The following is a 22,998-nucleotide window of genomic DNA, read 5'->3' on the forward strand; positions in this document are numbered from 1 at the left end:
CCGCACCGCCTCGAGGAGGCCTGATGGTCACGCCCTCCCCCGCGCTCGGGGCCGTCGTGGTCGTCCTCGTGGGCCTCGCCGTCCTGGCGGTGCACCTCGCCGCCCTCGACCTGCGCCGCGCCGTGCTCGTCGCGGCGAGCCGCGCCACCGTCCAGCTGGCGGTGGTCTCGGCCCTGCTCGTCGTCGTCCTCGGATCGGTGGAGCTCACCCTCGGGTACGTCACCCTGATGCTCGTGGTCGCGACCCGGACCTCGACCCGGCGCCTGGGCCTGTCGCACCGCCGTCCCTGGGCGGGCGTCCCCATCCTCGCGGGCACCGTGCCCGTGGTGGCCCTGATCCTGGCCTCCGGGGCGGTGCCCTGGCAGCCCGCGAGCATCCTGCCCGTCGCGGGGATCATCCTGGGCGGGGCGATGACGGCGACCTCGCTGGCCGGGCGCCGGATGACGGACACCCTCGGTGCGCGTGTCGGGGAGTACGAGGCGGCGCTCAGCATCGGCCTCGACCCCGCCGAGGCGACCCTCGAGATCTCGCGGGAGACCGCCGGCCTGGCCCTGGTCCCACCCCTCGACCAGACCCGCACGGTGGGGCTGGTGACCCTGCCCGGGGCCTTCGTCGGCGTCCTCCTCGGGGGCGGGTCGGCAGCCGAGGCCGGGGCCGTGCAGCTGCTGGTGCTCGTCGGTCTGCTCGCCGCCGAGGCTCTCGCCGTCCTCGTCACCGTGCACCTGGTCGCTCGGCGGCTCCTCGTCTCACCCGAGCTGTCCCGGGTGCTGCCCACCTGAGACCGGGCGGGCGGGTCCACGCCCGCCCGGCCAGGATGGACCGGTGCCCACCCTCCTGACCGCCCTCGGCGCCCTCCTCGTCCTGGTGACCCTGCGTGACGTCTTCCACGCGCTCTGGCGGCCTGCCGGCAGCGGGACGTTGAGCGTGCGGGTCATGCGCGCGGTGTGGTGGGTCGGCGAGCGTCCTGCTCTGCGCCGCATCCTGAGGCCGGTGGTCGGCCCGGCCGCGATGGTCGTGGCGATCCTCGTCTGGACGGCGCTCGTGACCCTCGGGTGGGCGCTGATCTACCTGCCGGCCGTCCCCGAGGGCCTCGTGCACGCCTCGGGGATCGACCCGCTCGCGCGTGGCGCGTGGGCCGAGGCCCTCTACCTGTCCCTGGTCACGCTCGCGACCCTCGGCTACGGCGACGTCGTCCCCGCGGCGGGCTGGCTGCTGCTGGCCGCACCGCTCCAGGCCCTCGTCGGGTTCGCGCTGCTCACCGCTGCCGTCAGCTGGATCGGCCAGGTGCACCCGGCCGTCACACGACGGCGGGTCCTCGCCGCCCGCGCCCACGCCCTGGGCAGCGCGGGCCTGTCCGGCCACGACCAGCCCCCGGCCGCGATCATCGCGGGGGTGGCCAGCGGCCTCGCGGCCGTCCGGGTCGACCTCGAGCAGTACGACGAGAGCTACTACTTCCACGACCTGTCGACGCGGTCCTCGTTGGCGGACGCCCTGGGTCATCTCGACGCCCTCGCGGTGCGCGCGGTGGACGACCCGGACGGCGAACGACGCTGGGCCGGACGCTGCCTCGTCGCTGCCCTCGACGACCTCGCCGAGACCCTCGACGAGCGGTTCCTGCACACGGGTGGGGATCGCGACGAGGTCTTCGAGGCCTACCGGCGCGAGCGCGGTACCGCCGCGAGACGGTGAACCGGCCGACCAGCGCCCCGCGATGAGTCGTGGGCGGCCCTCGGGGGCGGGCGGGGCGCCCGGGCGGGCCGCTCAGCCCTCAGTGCCGGCGGTGCACCTTCATCCGCGGCGGCCGACCGTCGGGGTCCAGGACGGTCCGGTACATCGGCGAGGCGAGCCAGCGCCGCCAGCGGGACGGGGCCTCCAGGGGGTGCCTGCGCAGCCTCCCCGGCGGACGCGGACCGCGACGTCCGCCGTCGTACCACAGGTCCAAGGCCTCGGCCCGCGCCCTGAGCACGGCCACGGCCTCCGCCGGGTCGAGGATCCCCTCGTCGTCGGTCAGGTCCAGGTGCTCACGCCAGAGCTCGAGCCGCAGGTCCCGCGCGAAGGTCCGCGCGCCGTCCCCCAGCCCGGCCGGGTCCCGCGGCTCGCGCTCGTCCCGCCGCTCGTCGAGGACCGCCGCGGTGAGCTCGGAGTCATGGGTCCACGACCGGCGGTTGAAGTTGTCGCTACCGACCGTGGCCCACACGTCATCCACCACGCACACCTTGGCGTGCACGTAGACCGGCTCCCCCCGGTGGTTCTCGACGTCGAGCACGAGGACGCGGTCGCCGCCCGCCTCGTGGACCATCTCCAAGGCCTGGGCGTGCCCCAGGCGCACCGCAGGCAGGCTCAGGCGGCTGTCCTGGTCGGGGTAGCGCGGCACGACAGCCACCAGGTGGAGGTCAGGCTCGCGGCGCAGGGCGTCGGCGAAGACCCGCGCCACGTCCGTGGACCACAGGTACTGGTCCTCGATGTAGATGAGCCGCCGGGCCCGGTGCATCGCCTTGGCGTACCCTCGCGCGGCGCTCCGCTCGCCGTCAGGGGCGAAGGGGTATCCCGGCCAGCGGTTCGGGTAGGTCCGCAGCAGCTGCACCGCGCACGTCCCCCGGGGGGCCGGGGCCGGGCGAGCCTCCGGAAGGGTGCTCGGGTTGCGGTCCAGGCGACGCAGCAGGTCCGGGACCACGTGCCAGGGCAACCGCGAGAGAGCCGCGGGGTCGCGCCACCGCTCTCGGAAGACCTCCTCGACCTCGCGGACCACGGGTCCCCGGAGCTCGACCTGCACGTCGTGCCAGGCGGGGCTCGACCCGTACCAGCGCGCGAAGGGCTGGCGCTGCGGGTCGCCGGCGTGCTCGGCGTCGTCCCGGCGGCTGTGCGCCAGGTCGATCCCCCCGAGGAAGGCGACGTCGTCCTCGCGGCGGGCCCCGTGTCGCACGACCACGAACTTCTGGTGGTGGCTGCCCATCGGACGAACCCGCTGGTCGAGGAGCACCTCACCGCCGAGCTCGTTGACCCCCTGGGAGAGGTTGCGGTTCTGCTCGCCCGAGAAGCGCAACCGGTCCAGGTGCGAGCGCCAGAGCAGACCCTTGACCGAGGCACCGCGCCGCACCGCTCCGGCGAGCATCTCGGCGACTGTCGGGCCGGCGTCACGCATCCTCTCGTCGGGGTCCCCCCGCCAGTCGGCGAGCAGCACGAGGTCCTCCTCCCCGACCCGCTCGATCACGTCGGCCAGGACCTCGAAGTAGGTGCGACCGTGGACCAGGGCGTGGACGGTGTTGCCCTCGGTCCACGGCAGCAGACGGGTCGCGGGGTTCCCACGCTCGGCAGCGGTGAGGAACCAGGGATGGTCGGCGGCGTCGGCGGGAGCCTTGCGGGCAGGGAAGGAGGCGGCGGACGAGAGACGCAGTCCGTCGCGCCGCAGGGGGATGCGCACAGGCCAACTTCTCACATGGCGGTCACCTGATGGTGCCTGTCTGTCCGGGTTCACCCTGCCGTGCGCAGGGTTTTACACCATCGTCACCTGCCGCGGGTGCGCCATCCGGGTGATGGCCACATAGTTGAGGAGGCCCCGAGAAGGGTCGATCGTCCTCACCGCCGAGGGCTCCACCGAACTCTCTCCAGGAGGCGCGATGGCTGTTGGCACGCTCCGAAACCCGACCACGACCTCAGGCTCCTCTCTGCTTCGTCGCCCACGCGTCACGGGACCGTCGATGCCCCCCGCCGTGCAGCGACGAGCCGCTCGGAGCCCCCAGGGCCAGGCCTGGCAGAGCAGCTATCTCCGGAGCCTGGCCATGATCGACGTCGTGGTGGTCTCGGTCGCGATGCTGCTGGCCTACCTGCTCCGCTTCGACCAGACGCCGGGGGTCCTGCCCGTCGTGACCGGCGCCTTCGCCCCGTCCTACCTGGCGGTCTCCGCGGTGCTGGCCGTCGCGTGGTTCGCCGCCCTCGGCCTTGCCCGCAGCCGTGACCACCGCGAGATCGGCTCCGGCCCGACCGAGTACGCACGGGTGTTCCGTGCCTCGTGGCAGCTCTTCGCCCTGGTCGCCGTGGTGGCCTTCATGCTTGGTCTCGAGATGGCTCGGGGCTACCTCGCGATCGCCTTCCCGCTCGGCGTCGGCCTGCTCCTCGCCGGACGGTTCGCGGCTCGGCAGTGGCTCGTGCGTCAGCGCCAGCGCGGCCAGTGCATGCACGACGTCCTTGTCGTCGGCGAGCCGCCCAGGGCCGCCGACCTCATCCGCGAGCTCAGCAAGAACCCGGCCACGGGTCAGCGCGTCGTGGGGGTGTGCGTCCCGCAGAGCGCTCCCATGGTCGACGTCGTCGCCGGGGTCCCGGTGCTGTCCGGGATGGACGGGGTCGTGGACGCGGCCGAGCGCTCCGGGGCCGACACGGTCGCCGTCACAGGCTCCGAGGTCATCACCTCGCGCGCGGTCAAGCAGCTCGGCTGGGACCTCGAGGGCAGCGGCATCGACCTGGTCCTCGCTCCGGGCGTCGCTGACGTCGCCGGGCCCCGGGTGCAGACGAGCCTGGTCAACGGGACCGCCCTGGTGCACCTCGACGAGCCGCAGTTCACCGGGGGGAAGTACCTGGTGAAGTCCGTCGCGGACTGGGTCGCGGCACTGCTGATCACGATCGCCCTCTCCCCCGTGCTGGCCGTCCTCGCTGTCGTCGTGAAGCTCACGAGCCCGGGACCTGTCTTCTACAAGCAGGAGCGGGTCGGGCTCAACGGGAACCCGTTCCGCATGTGGAAGTTCCGGTCGATGCGCGTCGGGGCCGACGCGATGCGCGAGGAGCTCGAGCACCTCAACGAGGGCAACGGCGCGTTGTTCAAGGTCAAGGACGACCCGCGGGTCACCGCGGTCGGACGCGTGCTGCGCCGCTACTCCCTCGACGAGCTGCCCCAGCTGTTCAACGTGCTCCGCGGCGAGATGAGCCTGGTCGGGCCCCGACCGAACCTTCCCGACGAGGTCAGCACCTACGAGAACCACGTCCACCGCCGCCTGTACGTCAAGCCCGGGATCACGGGCCTGTGGCAGGTGAGCGGTCGCTCCGAGCTCTCGTGGGACGAGTCGGTGCGCCTGGACCTGTACTACGCGGAGAACTGGACGCCGTTCGGTGACCTGCTCATCCTGCTGCGGACCATCAAGGTCATCGTCATGCCCCACGGCGCGTACTGACCGTCCCCCGGGCACCACGAGGCCCCCGACACCACGGTGCCGGGGGCCTCGCCGTCTCCCCACCCCACCTCGTGTCAGAACCTCAGGTACCCCCAGGTATCCCAGGTTCTGACACGAGAAGGGCGCGATCTCGCGTCAGACGCTCAGGGGGCCCTGGGTATCCCAGGCTCTGACACGAGGTGGGGGGCTCGTGGGGGCGGGGTTCAGGGGGTGAGGCGGAGGGCGGCGCGGAGGTCGACCAGCTGGGCCTGCCAGCGGTCCTCCTGCGCCCGCAGGGCCGCCTCCTGGACGGCGGGGACGTCCTCGAGGGCCGCACGGATCCCCGTGGCGATGGCCGCGGCGTCGTTGGTCGCGTGGTGCGCGTGCGGGAAGACCTCCCGCAGCGAGGGCCAGTCGGAGACCACGAGCGGACGACGGGCGTAGACCGCCTCGTAGGCGCTGCGCATGATCGACGTCGGCTCCGTGGTGAGGGACACCAGGACGTCGGCCCGGGCCACCTCGTCGAGGTAGTCCCGCGCTCCGAGGAACCCGACGAACTCGACGTTCTCGGGCGCCCCCTCCGCGAGACCGGCCGGGCGCCGGTCGAGGTCCCCCGTGATCGCGACGTCGACCTCGGGCAGGGAACGGGCCGCCTCGACGACCTCGTGCACGGGCTCGTCCCCCGAGAAGACGCCGACGAAGAGGACCCGGGCGCGCTCGCCGCGCTGGGGTGGACCGAGCTGCCAGGCGGGAGGGGCCTCGTGGACGACGAGCCCTCGCGCACCCCAGGACTCGACCATCTGCACGTAGTGGTCGACCGTCACCATCACCCCGGCGGACCGACGCGCCAGCCAGCGCGTGACGCCGAGGAGCCGCTTGCTGATCACGTTGCCCTTGACGCCGAAGGAGCTCGGGTGGCTGTCGAGCAGGAACGGCGACCCCGTGGCGGCCGCGTAGCCCGCCACGACCAGGCCCGGGAAGACGGGCGGGTTCGTCACGATCACCGTGCGAGGCCGCAGACGCACCAGGGCCATCGCCGTGGACGCGACGCTCAGCAGGTGACGCAGCGGCACCAGCGGCCGCCGCGTCAGGGCAGGGAAGAAGATGTGGACCGGGCTACCTCCGAGGGCCTCGGCGATCTCGGTCGCGCGCCCGGAGTGGCGCTGCCAGGTGACGTGGACGACGGGCGGGCGGGGCGTTGAAGGCATCCCGGCATCGTCTCAGCGCCGGGCCGCGCCCACCATGTGGGAAGCCGCACAACGGTCATTTCGTCCTACACTCCCCCGCCCAGGCAAAGGCCGTGTGAACGTCGTGTTTCCCAGTTGCCGCCCACCGGTGCGCGGGTGAGGGTGGAGCGATGCCGACCCCCGAAGCCACCGCGCCCGAGTCCTCGGCTACCTCTGTCCCCGCCTTCGTCGCCACCACCGGGGGGCACCTGGTCCAGCTGTACCTCATGGCACCGATCCTCGAGCCCGATCGCCACCAGGACGCGCTGTGGATCACCCACCGCACCCCGCAGAGCGAGAGCATGCTCGAGGGCCGCAACGTGGCGTTCATCCCGCCGATCCATGCCCGGCAGTGGCACACGGTGCTGGGTCGCACACCCCAGGTCCTGGCGGCCATGCGGCGTCACCACGTCGACACCGTCTACAGCACCGGCGCCGCGCTCGCCCTCGCCGCCCTCCCGGCGGCCCGCCTGGTCGGGGCCCGGCCCCGCTACATCGAGAGCCTGGCGCGCTCGGACCAGCCGTCCCTGGCCGGCAAGGTGCTCGAGCGCGTGCCGTGGGTGCCCGTCTTCACGCAGTACCCCGAGAACGCGACCGGGCGCTGGCAGTACGACCGCAGCCTCCTGGACTCCTTCGAGGTCGAGGACGGCGACGCCCCGAGCACCCCGCAGCGGGTCTTCGTCACCTTGGGGACCACGCGACCCTGGCAGTTCCGCCGTCTCGTCGAGCGGATGCTCGCGATCCTCCCGCCCGAGACCGAGGTCGTCTGGCAGACCGGCGTGACCGACGTGTCCGACCTCCCGATCGACGCCCGCCCGATGCTCTCGGACGAGGAGTTCCGCGCCGAGATCGCGCGGGCCGACGTCGTCGTCACGCACTCGGGCTGCGGCACCTTCATGCGCTGCCTCGAGGCCGGCCGCATACCGATCATGGTGCCGCGCCGCTCGGCGCACCAGGAGCACGTCGACGACCACCAGGAGCAGATCGCTACCGTCGCGAGCCTTCGCGGCCTGGCCATCATGCGCGAGGTCGAGGACCTCAGCCTCGACGACCTGCTCCGCGCCACCGGCGTGCGCGCCCGCCCCGCCCACCTGACTGCACGCCCGCACCACGAGGAGGCCCGATGACCTACACCCAGGACGCCCCCGTCGCCGACCTGACCATGCCGGAGAAGCCCCGCAACTGGACGGTCGCGCACGACTTCTGCTTCGACTTCGGCGGGGCCGAGCGTGTCTCCGCGCTGCTCAGCCAGGAGGTCGCCGGGGACGGCCCGCTGATCTCCCTGGGCGGTGACGCCACCATGTTCGAGGACGCCGGCATCGACGAGGTCACCATCCGTCACCCGCGGACGTTCCGCGAGAGCTCCTACCGCCAGGCGAGCCTCGCGATGCCGCTGCTGTCCCGCGCGACCGCCCCGGTCGAGGGCAACCTGCTGGCCTCCTCGTACGCCTTCTCCCACCACGTGCGGGCCACCGGGACCAAGGTCGTCTACTGCCACACGCCGCTACGCCAGGTGTGGAGCGGGGCCGAGATGTACAGCAGCTCGCTCCCCGCCCCGTTGCGCGGGGCCGCGAACGGAGCCATGGGGGTGCTGCGTGCGATGGACCGCCGCGCCGCCCACGAGGCCTCGGCCTACGTCGCCAACAGCCACGCCGTCGCGCAGCGGGTCGAGGAGTTCTACGGCATCGAGCCTGCGGCCGTCGCCCACCCCCCGTACGACCCGCAGTTCCACCCGCGGGACGTCCCCCGCGAGGACACCTACGTGTGGGTCGGTCGGATCGTCGAGCCCTACAAGCGCGTCGAGCCCCTGATCGAGTCGTTCCGCGACCACCCGGAGCGCCGCCTCGTGATCATCGGCGACGGTCGGGACGCCGCGAGGCTGCGCGCCACCGCCCCGCCGAACGTCAGCTTCGTCGGGCCCCGGTCCACCGCCGAGATCGCCGAGGCCTACTCCTCGGCCCGGGCCGTCCTGTTCCCGAGCGAGGACGACTTCGGTCTGGTGCCCGTCGAGGCCATGGCCTGCGGGACCCCCGTGGTGGCCCTCGGACGCGGCGGCGCCCTTGAGACCGTCGTGGAGGGCGAGACCGGCGTGCTCTTCCCCGAGCCGACCCCCGCCCACATCTCCGCGGCCCTCGACCGGTTCGAGGAGGCCACCTGGGACGAGGAGGCCATCAGCCGGTACGCGCGGATCACCTTCAGCCGCGAGACGTTCGTCAGGGTCATGCGCCAGGTGCTGCACGCCGCATGAGCACCGAGACACCGCTGCCCAGCGTCTCGGTCGTCGTACCGACCTACCGTCGGCGGGACAACCTGTCCGAGGTCGTGCTGCCTCTGCTCGAGGACCCCGCCCTGCTCGAGCTGCTCGTGGTGGTGGACGGCTGCGAGGACGGGTCCCTCGAGCTCCTCGAGCAGATCGCCGAGACCCACCCCCGGCTGCGTCCGATCTGGACGGAGAACAGCGGGGGGGCCGCCGCGCGGCAGACCGGCATCGACGCCGCCGTCGGTGACGTCCTCCTCCTCCTGGACGACGACGTGGTCGCGGCCCCGGGCCTGGTCTCGGGGCACGCCCGGCGGCACCAGGAGGCCAGTGACCTCGTGGTGCTCGGCTACATGCCGACCCGCCCGCCCGAGCAGGGTGCTCGCGGACGCTTCGCCACGCATCTGTACGCGCAGGAGTACGAGTCGGTCTGCCGGGCCTACGAGGCCGACCCTGCGACCGTCCTCCTGCGCCTGTGGGGCGGCAACGTCTCGGTCCGCCGCGAGCACCTCGTCGCCGTGCCGTACCACTCGGGTCCCTTCGCCCGGAGCAACCACTCCGACCGCGACTTCGGCCTGCGGCTCAAGGCCGCAGGCCTGCGCGGGGTCTTCGACAGGTCGTTGCTCTCGAGCCACGAGCACGTCCGCCCGCTCGAGGCATTCCTGCGTGATGCCCGCCGACAAGGAGCCGGTCGCGCCCTGGTCCACCTCGAGCACGCCGAGCTGCTCGGCCCGCTGCCCATGGAGGACACCCTCCAGGGCCTGCCTGGCCCCCTGCGCGCCGTCCTGCGCCTGGACCGCTTCGCCCCGTTGCGGGCGGCCATGAGCGCCGTCCTGCTCGCGGTGGCGAAGCTGGCCTCCCGGGCGGGGGTCACGGCGGTCGAGGTAGGCAGCGCCAAGGTGCTGCGTCGCCTCGAGACCCGACGCGGCGTCCGCGAGGTCATCCCGACGGCGTGACCCCCCGCGGCCGGCGTCGCTGACGCCGTGGGGCCCGATCTCAGCCCGACGGCGTCAGCGCCCTGGGCTCCCGGCCCTCCCGGACCCCGTACAGCGGGGTCGAGAAGCGGGAGGGCCTGGCGTGCTCGACGGCGAGCGCTGCCCCGGCGAAGCCCAGCACCGCCTGCGGGAACCCCGCATTGGTGACGTAGGGCCACACCATCGCCGCGAAGGGCAGGAAGGCCAGGATGCCGAGCACCGTCGCGGCCGCGGTGCGCTCCGCCCCCTCGGTCACGCGCACCGTCCGCAGGGCGCGCGCGCCGACGCTCGCCAGGGCGAGCACGGCAGCCAGCAGGAGGCCGACGCCGCCGCGCAGCACGAGGGTCAGGTACTGGTTCTCGGTCGCGGTGAACTGGACGCTCTCCGGGCTGTCGATGCCCAGTCCGACGGCGGCGGCCCGCCCCAGCAGCGGCAGGTAGTCCCGCTGCCAGATCAGGATCCGGTACTGGACGGTCTGGGGCAGCAGCCCGTCCCCCGTGCCGGTGGCAGGGGTCGCCTGCTGCTCGAGCCGGGTGTCGAGCGCCGTCGCGAACACGACAGCCGCCACGGCCCCCGCCGCGGCGAGCAGGATGGCGGCACGCCGCAGCCGCCCGAGCGCCAGCCCGACGACGAGCACCGCGACCGGTACCCAGGCGAAGAAGGTGATCGTCACCGCGAGGACCATCGCCGCGGCGTCGACCAGGAGCACGAGGACGAGCTGCCACCGACGGAGCACGGAGCGGTCGCCCCGCAGCAGCAGGCCTGCTGCCAGGACCAGCGGGACGATCAGGTACCCGCCGAAGGAGTGCGCGATCGGGAAGGGCCCCGTGATCCGTGGGTCTGCCTCCCCGGGGGTCGGCATGAGCCCCTCGCCCACGGTCGCCATCACGGCCTCCCGGACCCCGGGGACCTCGACGTACTGGCCGAGGCCGATCAGGGCTGGCACCAGGCTCAGCCCCAGCACCCACCGCAGGACGACGACGAGGTCGCCACGGTTCTCGACGGACCGTGAGGCCGTCCACCACGTGACGAAGAGGAAGGCCGGCAGCAGACCGGACCGCAGCAGGGTGTCCGCATCACCGTCCACGCCGCCGAGGTGGTGCAGCACCGCGAACCCCAGGCCCGCGACGGCGAAGGCCCCCAGGCCGAGGTCCACCCCGGAGACGCGACGCCACACCCGGGGCCGGCGGACGAACACGACCACGGCGCACGCGAGGAGGAGGAGCTCGGAGATCTTCAGCCCGGGGACCAGCATCCCCCGGCCGAGCCCGGACAGGGCGGGCACCACGGCCGCGACGACCACCGCCGCGACGACCGGCCGCTGCCAGATCGCCACCGCGATCCCCACGACCACGGCGACCGCGGGCGGGCCCAGCGGGGTGATGGCCGCCGTCGCGCCGGCGAGGACGGCCACGAGCAGCAGGGCAGGGACCACCCTCCACAGGACGGCGGCAGTCGTCGGGTCGGCCTCCTGCGTGCCGCGCCCGACCCTCACGTCCGCGGGGTGCTCGTGCCCGGGGCCCCAGGGGCCGGGCTGACGTCGTCCGGCGTGGACCCGGGGACCGGGGAGGCAGCGGACTCGTCGGCGCTGCCGGGCCCGGTGGTCTCGGCCACGTGGGCACCCGCGGGCGACGCCGTACCTGCCGGGGCCTCGGTCGCACCGTCACGGGCGACCCCACCGCTGCGCGCGGTGGGGGTCACGAGGACCACGGCCTCCTGGGTGCCGACGTCGTCGAGAGCACGCAGGGCGGCGGAGGTCGCCCGCATGCTCGTGCGCCGGGGGAGGGAGAGCACCACAGCCTCGGCACCCTGCGCCTCGCGCTCTGCGGCGCCGTCCTCGTCGAGCCCGCCGACCGGGACCCACCGGGTCCCGGAGGTGGTGGCCGCGAGCTGCCCCGAGGCCACGAGGCGAGCCTCGGCCGCGGCGAGGGCCTCGGCCGTGTCCGCGCCCACCGAGTCCCGGGTGCCGGGGGCCGTCACGACTGCCACCTGCCCTGGCGCCGTCCCGTCCTGGTGGAGGCGCAGGACGACGGACTCGAGCACGGCGGGGGTGCTGCGGCCACGGCTCGCGCCGTCGAAGACGGGCCAGGCGGCGAGGGAACGGACGTCACCTGCTCCGAGCACCCGGCGGTCGATGCGGTCCAGGAGGAGCGCCGCGCCCCACCCGAGCAGGAGGCCCACCGCGACGCCGACCCACGGGGCGGCACCAGCCACGCCCAGGCTCTCCTCGGGGTCGGAGGGCTGGCTCAGCGCGACCAGGTTGCCGGTCGGCAGGTTGGGGGTCGGGCTGTCCTGGGCGACGAGCTCGCTCAGGGAGGCGAAGTACTCCTGGACCGAGGCCTCGTCCCCTGCCTCGAAGGTGACCCGGATGACGTGCGTGCCGTTGAGGTGGACCGCGCCGACGCCGTCGGCCACGTCCTCGCGCTCGAGCCCGGCGGACTCGGCGACCGCGTCGAGAAGGAGGTCGTCCTGCTCGAGGACCACCTCGTAGGTCCGGGCGAGCACGCCTGCGTCGTAGGAGTTCTCCGGCAGGTTGGTCACCGGCAGCGGCGGCTCACCGGGCAACGGGTCGGGCTGGGGAGGCGCGATCGGGACGATGTACTGCCCCTCGGCCGTCCAGGTGGTCTCCGCGGTCTGCTCGGCCGCCCACGTGGCGGCGAGACCGCAGGCCACCGCGACGACGAGCGCCACAGGCCAGAAACGTCGGATGGGCGTCGTCCCGCGGGAGGGCCCTCCTCGTCGATCCGTCACACGTCTCCACTCTCGGCCGGCGTGGCCATGTCGGTCTGGTGTCGCCCGGGCTGCCGCCCAGGCACTCGTCCACTTAGGAAACCCGCTCCGGGCACCGTCCGCCACTCAGGGGTCCACCTGCTGGTCCTCGGGCGCCGCGCCCTGGCCCCCGTCCTGCCTCCCCCTGCTCCGGTCTCGGCCCTTCCCACGCCGGGCGGGGCGGAGTCGAGCCGGGACCGCAGCCACGGCCTGCTGCACGGTGGGCCGGCACACCAGCATCGCGGCGCCCACGTACACCACGCCGCCCAGCAGCACCGTGAGGGCCACGAAGGGCCATCCGTCGAGGTCGACCACCTGGTTGGTCACCAGCACCGCCCCGACGGCGAGCCCAGCGGCGAGCAGGACCAGCCAGGTCTGGGTGTAGGTGCGCCAGCCGATGCCGTCGAGGTGCCGGACGGCGATGGCCCGCACCGGCCACAGCAGCAGCACCCAGGCGGTCAGGGCCACCGCGACGGTGGTGAGACCACGGTCGGCGAGAAGGATGATCAGGCCGATCTGCACGGTGATCTCGACCGCCATGATGGCCAGCTCGACCCCGGGGCGCCCCGTCGCGAGGAAGAGGGCTCGGTGGAACTCCCCCAGGCCGTACCCGATGGCGCGGAACGCGAGGATCGCCGCGACCCCGGTGGCAGGAACCCACTGCTCCCCGAAGACCGCCGGCACCACCACGTCGCTGGTCATCGCCAGCACGACGAGGGAGGGGACCAGCACGAGACCACCGATCGCCATGCTGTTGCCGAGCGCCCGGCCCAGGCGGGGTGAGTCGTCCCGCAGCTTGGCGAACACGGGGTGCGCCACGCGGCCGAAGACCGCCGCCCCGAGGTCCATGATCACGTTGACCAGCCGCAGAGCCACGGTCCACAGGCCGAGCACCGTGGTACCCAGCAGCACACCGATGAGCAGGGACTCGCCCTCGTCCCGTGAGTGCCGGAAGATCCGCACGAGCATCGTCTTGGACCCGAAGCCGAGCATCTCCCGGCCGGCGGCCCGCGAGAACGTCCACGCCGGGCGGAAGTCGCTCGTCCACCACAGGACGACGAAGGACACCACGCCGCGGACCAGGGTCTGACCGACCAGGGCCCACACCCCCGCCCCGGCGAAGGCCAGCCCGATCGCCACGACGACGGACAGGCCGGTCGCGAGCACCTGGCGCACCGCGAGCTCCTTGAAGCGCAGCTCACGCTGCAGCAGGCCAGCGGGCACGTTGGAGAGCGAGGCGATGAGCAGGGCCACGGCGAGGGCAGGCAGCACCTGGCCGAGGGCAGGGACGTCGAAGAGGTCCGCCAGGGCCGGGGCGGCGAAGGCCAGCGCCGGGGAGAGGATCAGACCGACCGCGGCCGAGACGTAGAAGGCCGTGCTGGTGACGGCGCGGTCCAGGGTGCGGCGTTGCACGAGGTAGGCGGTCAGGCCGCTGTCCGTGACGACGGTCAGCAGGGTGATGAAGACCATCGCCAGGGCGACGATCCCGAACTCCTCGGGAGAGAGCAGCCGGCCGAGGATGACGAAGCCGACGAGCGTGCTGCCACGGACCATCCACTTCTCGGCAGCCGCCCACATCACGCCGCTGGTGGCCTGCCCGCGCAGGCTCTGCGCCGCCGGGGCGGGCTGGGGTCCCTCAGGTCCGGTGGGAGACGCCGTCATGACTCCCGCTCGTCGGTGTAGCCGGGTGACACATATCCGGTCCCCGCCACACCCTCGGGCACGAACGGTCCGTCAGGCGGCGACCCGACCTCGACCCCGGCCCAGAGGCCGTCCTGGCCGTCGTCCGCCCAGAGCACGGCGTCCCGGTCGGTACCCCCGTCCGACGGGGCGACCCACACGTCCTCGAGGGTGATCGGCCAGTCCCGGTCGTCGCGCCACAGCAGGTAGCCGGCCTCGTCGGTCCCGGTCAGGTCGATGTTGCGCAGGTCGAAGCCCGCTGGCTCCTCCTGGTCGCCGAACTGCATGGGCAGCAGGAAGAAGCCCTGGTACTCGGTGGTCCCGCTGAGGCGGTCCACGCGCAGCTCGCTCGGGCCCGCCCAGGTCTGGATCACGTCCGCATGGTGGTCCTCGGGGCCCTCACCGACGGTCTCGACGCGGATGTTCTGCAGCTGGACCACCGCGCCCTCGCGCTGGTCCAGGTTGATCCCCTCGGCCAGCGCCGGCCCGGTGATGAGCAGGCCCTCGACGTGCACCGTCCCGGTCTGGTCCTGGAGGAAGAGCCCGCGGACGTCCGGCCCGCGCTCCCCCTCCTCGCTGATCCGGATCTCACCGCCGACGAGCACGACGTTGCGCCCGCCGTTGATCGTCACGCCCCCGCTGACCTCGACCGGCTCGGGCATCTCGATCACGTAGTCCTGGTCCGGTTCGAGGTTCAGCGACCGGTTGTCGGAGGTGACCTCGACCGTCTCGGGGTCCTCGAGCTCGGGTGGGGCCCACGTCAGCGGCTCGCCGTCGACCGGGGCCCCGCCCTCGTCGGCGTCCTCGGGCTCGCTGGGTGCGGGGTCGGGCACCTCCTCGCCCTCGGCCTCCTCGGTCGGGGCAGTGCCTGGCCCGGGGTCGGCCCCAGGGCCCATGACCAAGGCGAGGACCAGTCCGGCGACGGCGACCAGGGCGACCGCGGATGCCGCGACCGCCGCGAGGCGCCAGCGTCGAGCCGCGCGCAGCGCCGCGACCTCCCCCGCGGCCTGCGGGGCGCCGGGAGAGCTGGGGCGGTGCTCCGGCGTCGCTGCCTCGGGTGGGTGGTCGGGGTGCGATGAGGTCACGTGGGGGTCCTCCGTCGGCGGGCGGGCATCCAGGGGACTGGACCGCCTCGTGGCACGGGACAGCCCTCGGAACGTCGTCGGGATCGGACCAGGCTAACCGCCGAGGTCCATGACGGCGCGTCAGGGTGCGGGGGCCGGGACCCCGGGGCGTGGTCACCCGGATGGGGTCAGTGCCCGCTCCCCTGGTGGCGGTGCCGACGGGCCGCCGCTAGGTTCGCCGGACCCGATCTCCCACATCTGAAGGTCCCTCCATGGAGTTCCGAAGCGTCCACCAGCTCAACGCGGACCTCGCGCGCTGGTCGGAGACCCTGCCGCGGGACATCGACCTCGTCGTCGGCATCCCCCGCAGCGGCATGCTCGCCGCGACCATGCTCGCCCTGCACCTGCACAAGCCCCTGGCCGACCTCGACGGCCTCGTCGCGGGTCGGGTGCTCGGCGGCGGCGCGCGGATCGGCCGCGGTGCCGACCCCGGCCAGATCATCGCCGACGCCCGCAGGATCCTCGTGCTCGACGACAGCACCAACCGCGGCGGGGCGATCCGCGAGGCCAAGGCGCGCGTCGCCACCGCCACGCACCTGGAGGGACGGCTCGTGTGGGGCGCGCCGTACGCCGCGACCGGCGCCGCGGAAGGGGTGCTGGACCACTGGTACGAGAAGGTCAGCCGCCCCCGGGTGTTCGAGTGGAACGTGCTGCACCACAGCGGGCTGGTCGACGCCTGCGTGGACCTCGACGGTGTCGTGCTGGGCGTCGCGACCACCAGCCCGTTGCCCCACCACCCACGCCTCGTGCCCGGGGCGCAGGTCGGCTGGCTCGTCACGCGCCGTCCCGAGGCCGAGCGGGCCGAGCTCGAGCGCTGGCTGGCGGAGCACGCGGTGCGCTTCCGTCACCTCGTCATGGCCTCGCCGGCGCCGAGCGGCCAGACCGGTCGCCCCGAGGGCCTGCCCCGGCCCGACGCGCAGGGCAAGGCGGCCCTCTACACCAGGACCGACGCGTGGCTCTTCGTCGAGGAGGACCTGGACCAGGCGCGCACCGTCGCGGACGCGGCCCGCCGCCCGGTCTACTGCGCCGGGGCGCGCGCGATGGTCTACCCGGGGACCCCGCTCGGCGGCAGGCCGCGGCCAGCAGACGCCGCCCGGTGGCGCTGGCGCGAGGGGCTGCGGATGCAGCGCAAGCGGGCGCAGGCCTGGCGCCGACGTGCTCGAGGTCTCGTGGGCCGGGGGCCCTCCTCCTCGAAGCGCTGACGCAGCAGCACCGTGGCGCACGCGCGGCCCATCAGCCCCGACTCCTCATGACCGCGTCGGGGACGCCGATCCACGAGGCGCGACCTTCCCCCCGGTCGCCTGGCTCTGCCCCCGCTCGTGAGGACCCGTCCCGTGGCTCCCCCCACCCCGGCCCGCCGTCGTCCCTGTCCCGCGCCCTGGATCGTCGCGTTGCTGCTCGCCCTCGGAGCCTCGGGGCTGCTGAGCACTGCTGCCGCAGCGCCCTCCGGGGCGTCCCCTCGCTCTGCAGCCGTCGCGCCCGTCGCCGCGACCGGGACCGGGGTGGTCCCCGACGCCCCCCGGCTGACCTGGCGGCCCCCCGCGCTCGTGTCCCCCCAGGTCGTCGCCATCTCCGCCACGAACCGCACCCCGCGGCTGGACGACACCCGGGACTACGTGATCCAGATGCCGGCCACCCCCCTCGAGGTCGACGGCGGCGTGACGATCTCGGGCGGCCGCAACGTCGTGCTCGTCGGGGGGACGATCTCCATCCCCGCGGGCGCCCAGCAGGCCAACCACGCCAACCGCGGTCTGTTCCTCAAGGACCAGACCGGGACCGTGCACGTCGAAGGGCTGCTCATCACCGGGCCGGGCCTGGGTGAGGGGATCAACCTGGACCAGCGCAAGGGCGCCGTCGTCCAGCTCCAGAACGTGCGTGTCGAGACCACCCACGGGTCGTTCGAGACCAACCATGCGGACGTGCTGCAGACCTGGGCCGGGCCGCGGGTGCTGCGCGTGGACCGGCTCTCGGGGACCACCCAGTACCAGGGGTTCTTCCTGCTGCCCCAGCAGTTCGGCACCCAGGCCCAGCCCGAGGTCATGGACCTGCGCCGGGTCGACCTGCACGGCACGGCCGGGAGCGGGTACCTGCTGTGGCGGGACGGGCTCGAGTGGCCGCTCAGGGTGCAGGACGTGTGGGTGGCGCCGAGCAACCCGGGCAGCCGGGACAGCTTCCTGTGGCCCAAGGGCACCGCTCCGGGGACGGACGCCTGGCCGCAGGTCGACGTCGGCACACCCCCGGGAGGGGAGTTCGTCCCGGCCGGACGTGCGGGGGTCGGGTACACCTCGCCCGGGTACGTCTCGACGGGCACGGGCCTGCCCGGAGGCGGCGGGGGCACCCTGCCCGCCGAGGACGAGACGCCCGAGCCGCCGCCGACCCCTCGACTGCACGTCACCGCCCAGGTCACCGGCCCGACCACCATCCCCGCCGGCGGCGCCAGCTCGGTCGACGTCACCTACACCAGGCACGGCCAGCCCGTGCCCTCAGCCACCCTCACCCTGCAGCGCCACCGCAACGGCACCTGGTCCGACGCCGCGACCATCCCCATCACCGACGGCCGCGGCAGCCGACCCCTGCGCCCCGGCAGCACCACCACCACCTACCGCTGGCGCAACTACAACCACACCTCCATCACCGCCCCCTTCACCATCACCGTCCAGCCGCCGACCCCTCGACTGCACGTCACCGCCCAGGTCACCGGCCCGACCACGATCCCCGCCGGCGGCGCCAGCTCGGTCGACGTCACCTACACCAGGCACGGCCAGCCCGTGCCCTCAGCCACCCTCACCCTGCAGCGCCACCGCAACGGCACCTGGTCCGACGCCGCGACCATCCCCATCACCGACGGCCGCGGCAGCCGATCCCTGCGCCCCGGCAGCACCACCACCACCTACCGCTGGCGCAACTACAACCACACCTCCATCACCGCCCCCTTCACCATCACGGTGCGCTGAGGCGGAGCGCACGGCATGGGGCCCGGCGGGGCCCCGCCGGTGGACCGGTCAGCACGACGCCCGCCCCGCCGCGGGCTGCGGCGAGACGGGCGTCGGGTGGAGCGGGAGCTGCTCAGGCCTGCATCGCCGAGAAGACGACGGCGCCCAGCACCATGCCGATGATCGTCCCGGCGATGGCCACGCCGAGGGCGATCTTGCCCAGGCGCTCCTTGCGGACGATCGCGACGACGGCGAGCACGATGCCCACGGGTCCCAGGACGATCGGCAGGAAGAGCACCGCGATGCCGCCGAAGACGAAGGCGAGGATCGAGAAGATGTTCGACTGGTTCGCCGTCGCCGGTGCGCTGGTGCTGGCGTTGGTCGAGGCTGCAGGGTCGTAGGTCATGCGGGGAGGCCCCCTCCGGTGTGGTCCGCCAGGCCCGTCGCCCAGCGCGTGCACAAATGCTCCCAGCGACCGGCAGACCTCGCATCTCGGACACCGCGCGCCGACCAGCGCCTCGCCCCCGCCCGCGGCGAGGGTCCTGCGCCGTCCGAGGACACCTAGAAGGGGTGCAGGAGGCGCTGGACGAACTGCCGGGTGCGCTCTTCGCGCGGCTCGCGCAGGACCTGGGCAGGCGGGCCGTGCTCGATGACTGGGGCAGCCTGCGGCAACTCCCCCGGGAGGGCTACCCAGCTGTCGCGTCCGGCTGGACCGCGACGCGTGCGCCGTCTGGCTGCTACCCGTCCCGCCCACGCGGAGAAGATGACCGTCTTGGACGCTGCGCAGCACCCGAGCGGTCGCAGCGGCGGCACGGCGGCGGGTGGTGCGCACGGATCTCCGCAGGGCGGCGTCGTCCCGGACCGCCGGGACAGCGGCGGGGGTCAGCACGACCGGGTCGCGAAGCAGAGAGTGCTGAGGTTGCCGTCGAGCGCCCTTCGCCAGCGAGGCCCGCGCCGATCGCGCGCTGCACCGGGAGGGGCCACAGTGGGTTGATGCCGAACAGCCTCGCCCGCAGCACCAGCCCCTACCTGCAGCAGCACGCTCACAACCCGGTCGACTGGGTCGAGTGGGGGGACGAGGCCTTCGCGACCGCCCGCGAGCGCGACGTCCCGGTGCTGATCTCGGTGGGCTACTCGGCCTGCCACTGGTGCCACGTCATGGCCCACGAGTCCTTCGAGGACCCGGCGGTCGCGGACCTGATGAACGCGCACTTCGTCAACATCAAGGTGGACCGCGAGGAACGGCCCGACGTCGACGCGGTCTACATGGCGGCCACCCAGGCGATGACCGGGCACGGCGGCTGGCCGATGACCGTCTTCACCACCCCCGAGGGCGAGCCGTTCTACTGCGGGACCTACTTCCCGCCGACGCCGGTCCAGGGGATGCCCTCCTTCACCCAGGTGCTCACGACGATGGCCGACGCGTGGAGCACACGCCGGGCCGAGGTCACCCAGAGCGCGACCGCGATCCGTGAGGCCCTGGCGGGCCGCGAGCGAGCCGTCGGCGAGGCGACCGCGCTGGCCGGTCCGACAGGGACGGCGGCGACGGGCGCCGGGCTCGAGGAGGTCCTCGACCGGGCCGAGACGGCGATCGCGCAGAGCTACGACGCCGAGCGCGGCGGGTTCGGACCCGCCCCGAAGTTCCCGCCGTCGATGGTGCTCGCGTGGCTGCTGCGTCGAGCCGCCCGCCGGCCGGACGGGCCGGGCGAGGCCTTCGGCATGGCGCGACACACCCTCGAGGCGATGGCCCGCGGCGGGATCTACGACCAGCTGGGCGGCGGGTTCGCGCGCTACTCGGTCGATGCGGCCTGGGTCGTGCCCCACTTCGAGAAGATGCTCTACGACAACGCCCTGCTGCTGCGGGCGTACGTGCAGTGGTGGCGGGCCGAGACCGACGAGCGGGCACGCGCCTTCGCCGCCCGCATCGTCACGGAGACCGCCGACTGGATGGTGCGGGAGCTGCGTACCCCCGAGGGTGGCTTCGCCTCGGCCCTGGATGCCGACAGCCCGGACGCCGACGGCGTCTCGCGGGAGGGCGCGTTCTCGGTGTGGACCCCGGTCCAGCTCCGCGACGCCCTCGGCGCCCAGGACGCGGCCTGGGCCGCCGACCTCCTCGGGGTAACTGAAGCAGGGACGTTCGAGCACGGGGCATCGGTCCTGCAGCGGTTGACCGAGCCGACGCCGGCCCCGGGCGGCGGGCGCACCAGCGGCCGTGGGGCCCCCTCCGACCAGGAGGCCCTCGCACGGTTCGACGACGTGCGCCGGCGCCTGCTCGCCGCCCGCGACCAGCGCCCCCGACCGGCGCGGGACGACAAGGTCGTCGCGGCATGGAACGGGCTCGCCGTCGCTGCCCTGGCCGAGGCCGGGGTCCTGCTCGACCGCCCGGACTGGGTCGAGGCCGCACGGGCCGCCGCGCGCCTGGTGGTCGACGTGCACCTGGTGGAGCCGGGGCGGCTGCTGCGTACCTCGCGGGATGGTGCGCCCGGTACCGCCGCGGGGGTGCTCGAGGACTACGCGGGCTGCGCCGAGGGGTTCCTCGCGCTCTACCAGGCCACCGGGGAGGAGACGTGGGTCGAGCACGCCGGAGGCCTCCTCGACGCCGTCCTCGACCGGTTCGGGCAGGACCCGACCCAGCCCGGCGGCCAGCTGCACGACACCGCGGTCGACGAGACCGATGCGGTCCTCGCGCGGATCCGGCGCCCCCGGGACATCACGGACGGCCCGACCCCGGGCGGCCCGCCCGCGGCGGCGGCGGCCCTGCTGACGTACGCGGCCCTGACCGGCTCGCACCGCCACCGCGCGGCCGCCGAGCAGGCCCTCGCCGAGCCCCTGCAGCTCTCGGGGCGGTTCCCGCGCGCCACGGGGTGGGCCCTGGCCACGGCCGAGGCGCTCGCCGACGGCCCCCGCGAGGTCGCCGTGGTGGGACCGGTCGACGACCCCGCGACCCGGGCCCTGCACCGAGCGGCCCTGGCTGCGGGGGCACCGGGCGCCGTGGTCGTGGTGGGCGAGCCGGACCGCTCGACCCTGCCCCTGCTGCTGGACCGCCCGATGCTCGAGGGGCGCCCCACGGCCTACGTCTGCCGAGGCTTCGTGTGCGACCGGCCGACCACCGACCCTGCCGAGCTCGGTGCCCAGCTCCGCGGCTAGCAGGGACGCACGGCCAGCAGAGGTCAGGGCCCCCAGGGGGCTGAGCAGCGTGCCCGGCTACCGGGAGCGGACGGCCAGGCGACGTGCGACCGGGGCGACCAGCAGGATGCCGACGGCCGTCGCGCCGAAGGCCCAGCCGTACCCCGTCCCGACGAGGACCGCACCCACGATGACGGCACCCAGCCCCGTCCCGCCGTCGTACGCGATGTTCCAGACGGTGCTCGCGGTGCCGTGGCCGCCCCGGCCCGACCGCCGCAGGATGACGACGAGGGAGTCGTTCTGGACGGCGCCGAACCCGAGGCCGAACAGTCCCGCGCCCACCACCGCGAGCAGCACCGTCACGGTGGGCGACGCCGTCCAGGGGCTGCCCGCAGCGCCTGCTGCGAGGGCCACCCCGAGCATGCCACCCCCCGAGAGGAGGACCCCGGGCAGGAGCAGTGCCCCCGGTCCGCGTCCGTCCCCCAGGGCACCGGCGCCGACACGGCCCACGATCATCGCGACCGACAGGACGAGGAGCGCGACCGAGGCCGTCCCTGCCACGGGTACGGCCAGCGGCAGGAAGGTCAGGGCCGCGCCCAGTCCCAGGGCCGTGGCCAGGAAGACCACGGCCGGGGCGACCAGCGGGCCGAGCGGCGGGTGCACGGTCAGGGTCGGGGCTGTCGTGGCCTCTGACGGATCCGCCGGTGCCGGGTCGGCCGGTGCCGGGTCGGCCGGTGCCGGGGTGGCTGGGTGCGGGCTCGGCGGCGAGCTCAGGTCCACGGCCCGGACCTGACGCCCGCGGGGCTCGTCGGTCGACAGCCCGAGCGCCAGCGGGACCGCCACGAGGGCGAGCAGCGTGGTGCCCACCACCACCGGGAGGAACCCCACCTGCTGCGCGACGAGCACCCCCAGCGGCAGCATCGCCACGTTGGGCAGCCCTGCCGCGAGACCGAAGAACCCGGTGCCCCGGCTCAGGTGGGTGTCGGCGACCAGCTCGCTCACCAGGGCCGCCCCGGCCACGACCACGAGGGCGAACCCGGCGCCCCGCAGGGCCGAGACCGCGAGCACGGGACCGATCGCGGTCGAGAGCAGGTACGCCGGGGTGGCCAGCCCCATGACGAGCGCCCCGACGGCGACCATGCGGCGCAGGCTGAGCGCCCGGAGCAGCGGTCGCATCGCGAGCTGGGTGACCACCGTCGCACCCATCATCACTCCCGTGACGGCCCCGACCGCTCCCCCGCCCGCGCCACCCTGCGCAGCCCACAGCGGGACCACCGAGAGCAGCGGCGCGTAGTTGCTCAGCGCCCCGAACACGGCCGCCAGGAGCAGGAGGTAGTCGCGGGAGAAGACCGCGCGGGGGGCGCTCATCGGACCGACCCTACGTGCGGTGCCAGCGCCCGTCGGTGGCGCGACCGGGTCGCGGGGCGTCAGCCTCGGTGCACGCGGCTACACCAGGCCGACCGCGTACGCCACGAACATCAGCCCGACGAGCAGCACGACCCCGAGCACGATCACGTAGACGAGCTTGTTGGTCCGCGAGCTCGGGAGCGAGGGCTGGCGGTCGGAGAGGCCCGACATGCCGCTCTCGGCCGGAGGTGTCTCCCCCGGCGGCACCGAGCCACCGGGGGTGAGGCCTGTCGAGTCCTCGGGGGTGGGATCGCTGCTGGGGGTGCTCATCGGGCCACGGTGAGCCAGTCCTGCCATGGTCGCAACCCGAACCGCCGCGGTCACGCTCCCACGCGCTCGGGGTGGCTACGCTGGCGGGAAC

General features: G+C 74.0%; 18 protein-coding genes. 9 read left to right on the forward strand and 9 right to left on the reverse strand.

Annotated features, from left to right (window positions below; translation table 11 throughout):
• The first annotated feature begins 23 nt into the window (after positions 1–23).
• Both J4G33_RS12610 and J4G33_RS12615 read left to right on the forward strand, forming a co-directional pair.
• Entirely contained in the window at positions 24–779 is a 756-nt protein-coding gene (locus J4G33_RS12610) for an ABC transporter permease (protein ID WP_208056339.1), read from the forward strand.
• 43 nt (positions 780–822) lie between these two features.
• Entirely contained in the window at positions 823–1,689 is an 867-nt protein-coding gene (locus J4G33_RS12615) for a potassium channel family protein (RefSeq protein WP_208056340.1), read from the forward strand.
• Positions 1,690–1,768: 79 nt separating this feature from the next.
• On the opposite strand, the gene J4G33_RS12620 is transcribed toward J4G33_RS12615, so the two are convergent.
• Entirely contained in the window at positions 1,769–3,421 is a 1,653-nt protein-coding gene (locus J4G33_RS12620; protein WP_307793884.1) for a phospholipase D family protein, read from the reverse strand.
• Positions 3,422–3,698: 277 nt separating this feature from the next.
• Between J4G33_RS12620 and J4G33_RS12625 the strand changes: the two genes are divergently transcribed.
• Positions 3,699–5,162, forward strand: coding sequence for a sugar transferase (locus tag J4G33_RS12625; protein ID WP_208056341.1), 1,464 nt, complete (start codon positions 3,699–3,701; stop codon positions 5,160–5,162).
• A 203-nt stretch (positions 5,163–5,365) separates the two neighbouring features.
• On the opposite strand, the gene J4G33_RS12630 is transcribed toward J4G33_RS12625, so the two are convergent.
• On the reverse strand, positions 5,366–6,349 hold the full coding sequence (locus J4G33_RS12630) for a glycosyltransferase (RefSeq protein ID WP_208056342.1): 984 nt from the start codon (positions 6,347–6,349) through the stop codon (positions 5,366–5,368).
• A gap of 149 nt (positions 6,350–6,498) precedes the next feature.
• On the opposite strand from J4G33_RS12630, the gene J4G33_RS12635 reads away from it, so the two are divergent.
• From J4G33_RS12635 to J4G33_RS12645, 3 genes are read left to right on the forward strand one after another with little or no spacing between them, the layout of a single operon-like run.
• Entirely contained in the window at positions 6,499–7,494 is a 996-nt protein-coding gene (locus J4G33_RS12635) for a glycosyltransferase (protein WP_208056343.1), read from the forward strand.
• Positions 7,491–8,615, forward strand: a complete 1,125-nt coding sequence (locus tag J4G33_RS12640) for a glycosyltransferase (RefSeq protein WP_208056344.1) — start codon at positions 7,491–7,493, stop codon at positions 8,613–8,615. Before J4G33_RS12635 ends, J4G33_RS12640 begins: the two co-directional genes overlap by 4 nt.
• Entirely contained in the window at positions 8,612–9,580 is a 969-nt protein-coding gene (locus J4G33_RS12645; RefSeq protein ID WP_208056345.1) for a glycosyltransferase family 2 protein, read from the forward strand. Before J4G33_RS12640 ends, J4G33_RS12645 begins: the two co-directional genes overlap by 4 nt.
• Before the next feature lie 40 nt (positions 9,581–9,620).
• On the opposite strand, the gene J4G33_RS12650 is transcribed toward J4G33_RS12645, so the two are convergent.
• The 4 genes from J4G33_RS12650 to J4G33_RS12665 form a co-directional block, all read right to left on the reverse strand.
• Complete coding sequence (locus tag J4G33_RS12650) at positions 9,621–11,093, reverse strand: hypothetical protein (protein WP_208056346.1); 1,473 nt, start codon at positions 11,091–11,093, stop codon at positions 9,621–9,623.
• The gene (locus tag J4G33_RS12655) at positions 11,090–12,289 is read right to left on the reverse strand and encodes a hypothetical protein (RefSeq protein WP_208056347.1); all 1,200 of its coding nucleotides are present in this window, start codon (positions 12,287–12,289) and stop codon (positions 11,090–11,092) included. The genes J4G33_RS12650 and J4G33_RS12655 overlap by 4 nt, the downstream gene beginning before the upstream one ends.
• Positions 12,290–12,454: 165 nt before the next feature.
• On the reverse strand, positions 12,455–14,029 hold the full coding sequence (locus J4G33_RS12660) for a lipopolysaccharide biosynthesis protein (protein WP_208056348.1): 1,575 nt from the start codon (positions 14,027–14,029) through the stop codon (positions 12,455–12,457).
• Positions 14,026–15,132, reverse strand: coding sequence for a hypothetical protein (locus tag J4G33_RS12665; RefSeq protein WP_208056349.1), 1,107 nt, complete (start codon positions 15,130–15,132; stop codon positions 14,026–14,028). The genes J4G33_RS12660 and J4G33_RS12665 overlap by 4 nt, the downstream gene beginning before the upstream one ends.
• Before the next feature lie 251 nt (positions 15,133–15,383).
• Here J4G33_RS12665 and J4G33_RS12670 point away from each other — a divergent pair, with 251 nt between their 5' ends.
• Together J4G33_RS12670 and J4G33_RS12675 are read left to right on the forward strand one after the other, a co-directional pair.
• Positions 15,384–16,373 carry a phosphoribosyltransferase gene (locus tag J4G33_RS12670; protein ID WP_208056350.1) on the forward strand — a complete coding sequence of 330 codons (990 nt, stop codon included), beginning with the start codon at positions 15,384–15,386 and terminating at the stop codon, positions 16,371–16,373.
• A 132-nt stretch (positions 16,374–16,505) separates the two neighbouring features.
• On the forward strand, positions 16,506–18,125 hold the full coding sequence (locus J4G33_RS12675) for a hypothetical protein (protein ID WP_208056351.1): 1,620 nt from the start codon (positions 16,506–16,508) through the stop codon (positions 18,123–18,125).
• A gap of 112 nt (positions 18,126–18,237) precedes the next feature.
• Here J4G33_RS12675 and J4G33_RS12680 read toward each other — a convergent pair whose 3' ends face one another.
• Positions 18,238–18,510, reverse strand: a complete 273-nt coding sequence (locus tag J4G33_RS12680) for a hypothetical protein (protein ID WP_208056352.1) — start codon at positions 18,508–18,510, stop codon at positions 18,238–18,240.
• Between the two features lie 587 nt (positions 18,511–19,097).
• On the opposite strand from J4G33_RS12680, the gene J4G33_RS12685 reads away from it, so the two are divergent.
• Positions 19,098–21,251, forward strand: a complete 2,154-nt coding sequence (locus tag J4G33_RS12685) for a thioredoxin domain-containing protein (RefSeq protein ID WP_208056353.1) — start codon at positions 19,098–19,100, stop codon at positions 21,249–21,251.
• Positions 21,252–21,308: 57 nt separating this feature from the next.
• Here the strand turns inward: J4G33_RS12685 and J4G33_RS12690 are convergent, their stop codons facing one another.
• The gene (locus J4G33_RS12690; RefSeq protein WP_208056354.1) at positions 21,309–22,598 is read right to left on the reverse strand and encodes an MFS transporter; all 1,290 of its coding nucleotides are present in this window, start codon (positions 22,596–22,598) and stop codon (positions 21,309–21,311) included.
• A 78-nt stretch (positions 22,599–22,676) separates the two neighbouring features.
• The gene (locus J4G33_RS12695) at positions 22,677–22,907 is read right to left on the reverse strand and encodes a DUF6480 family protein (RefSeq protein ID WP_208056355.1); all 231 of its coding nucleotides are present in this window, start codon (positions 22,905–22,907) and stop codon (positions 22,677–22,679) included.
• Positions 22,908–22,998: the final 91 nt, after the last annotated feature.

It is taken from the genome of Actinotalea soli, from assembly GCF_017565425.1.
GTDB classification, from domain to species: domain Bacteria; phylum Actinomycetota; class Actinomycetes; order Actinomycetales; family Cellulomonadaceae; genus Actinotalea; species Actinotalea soli.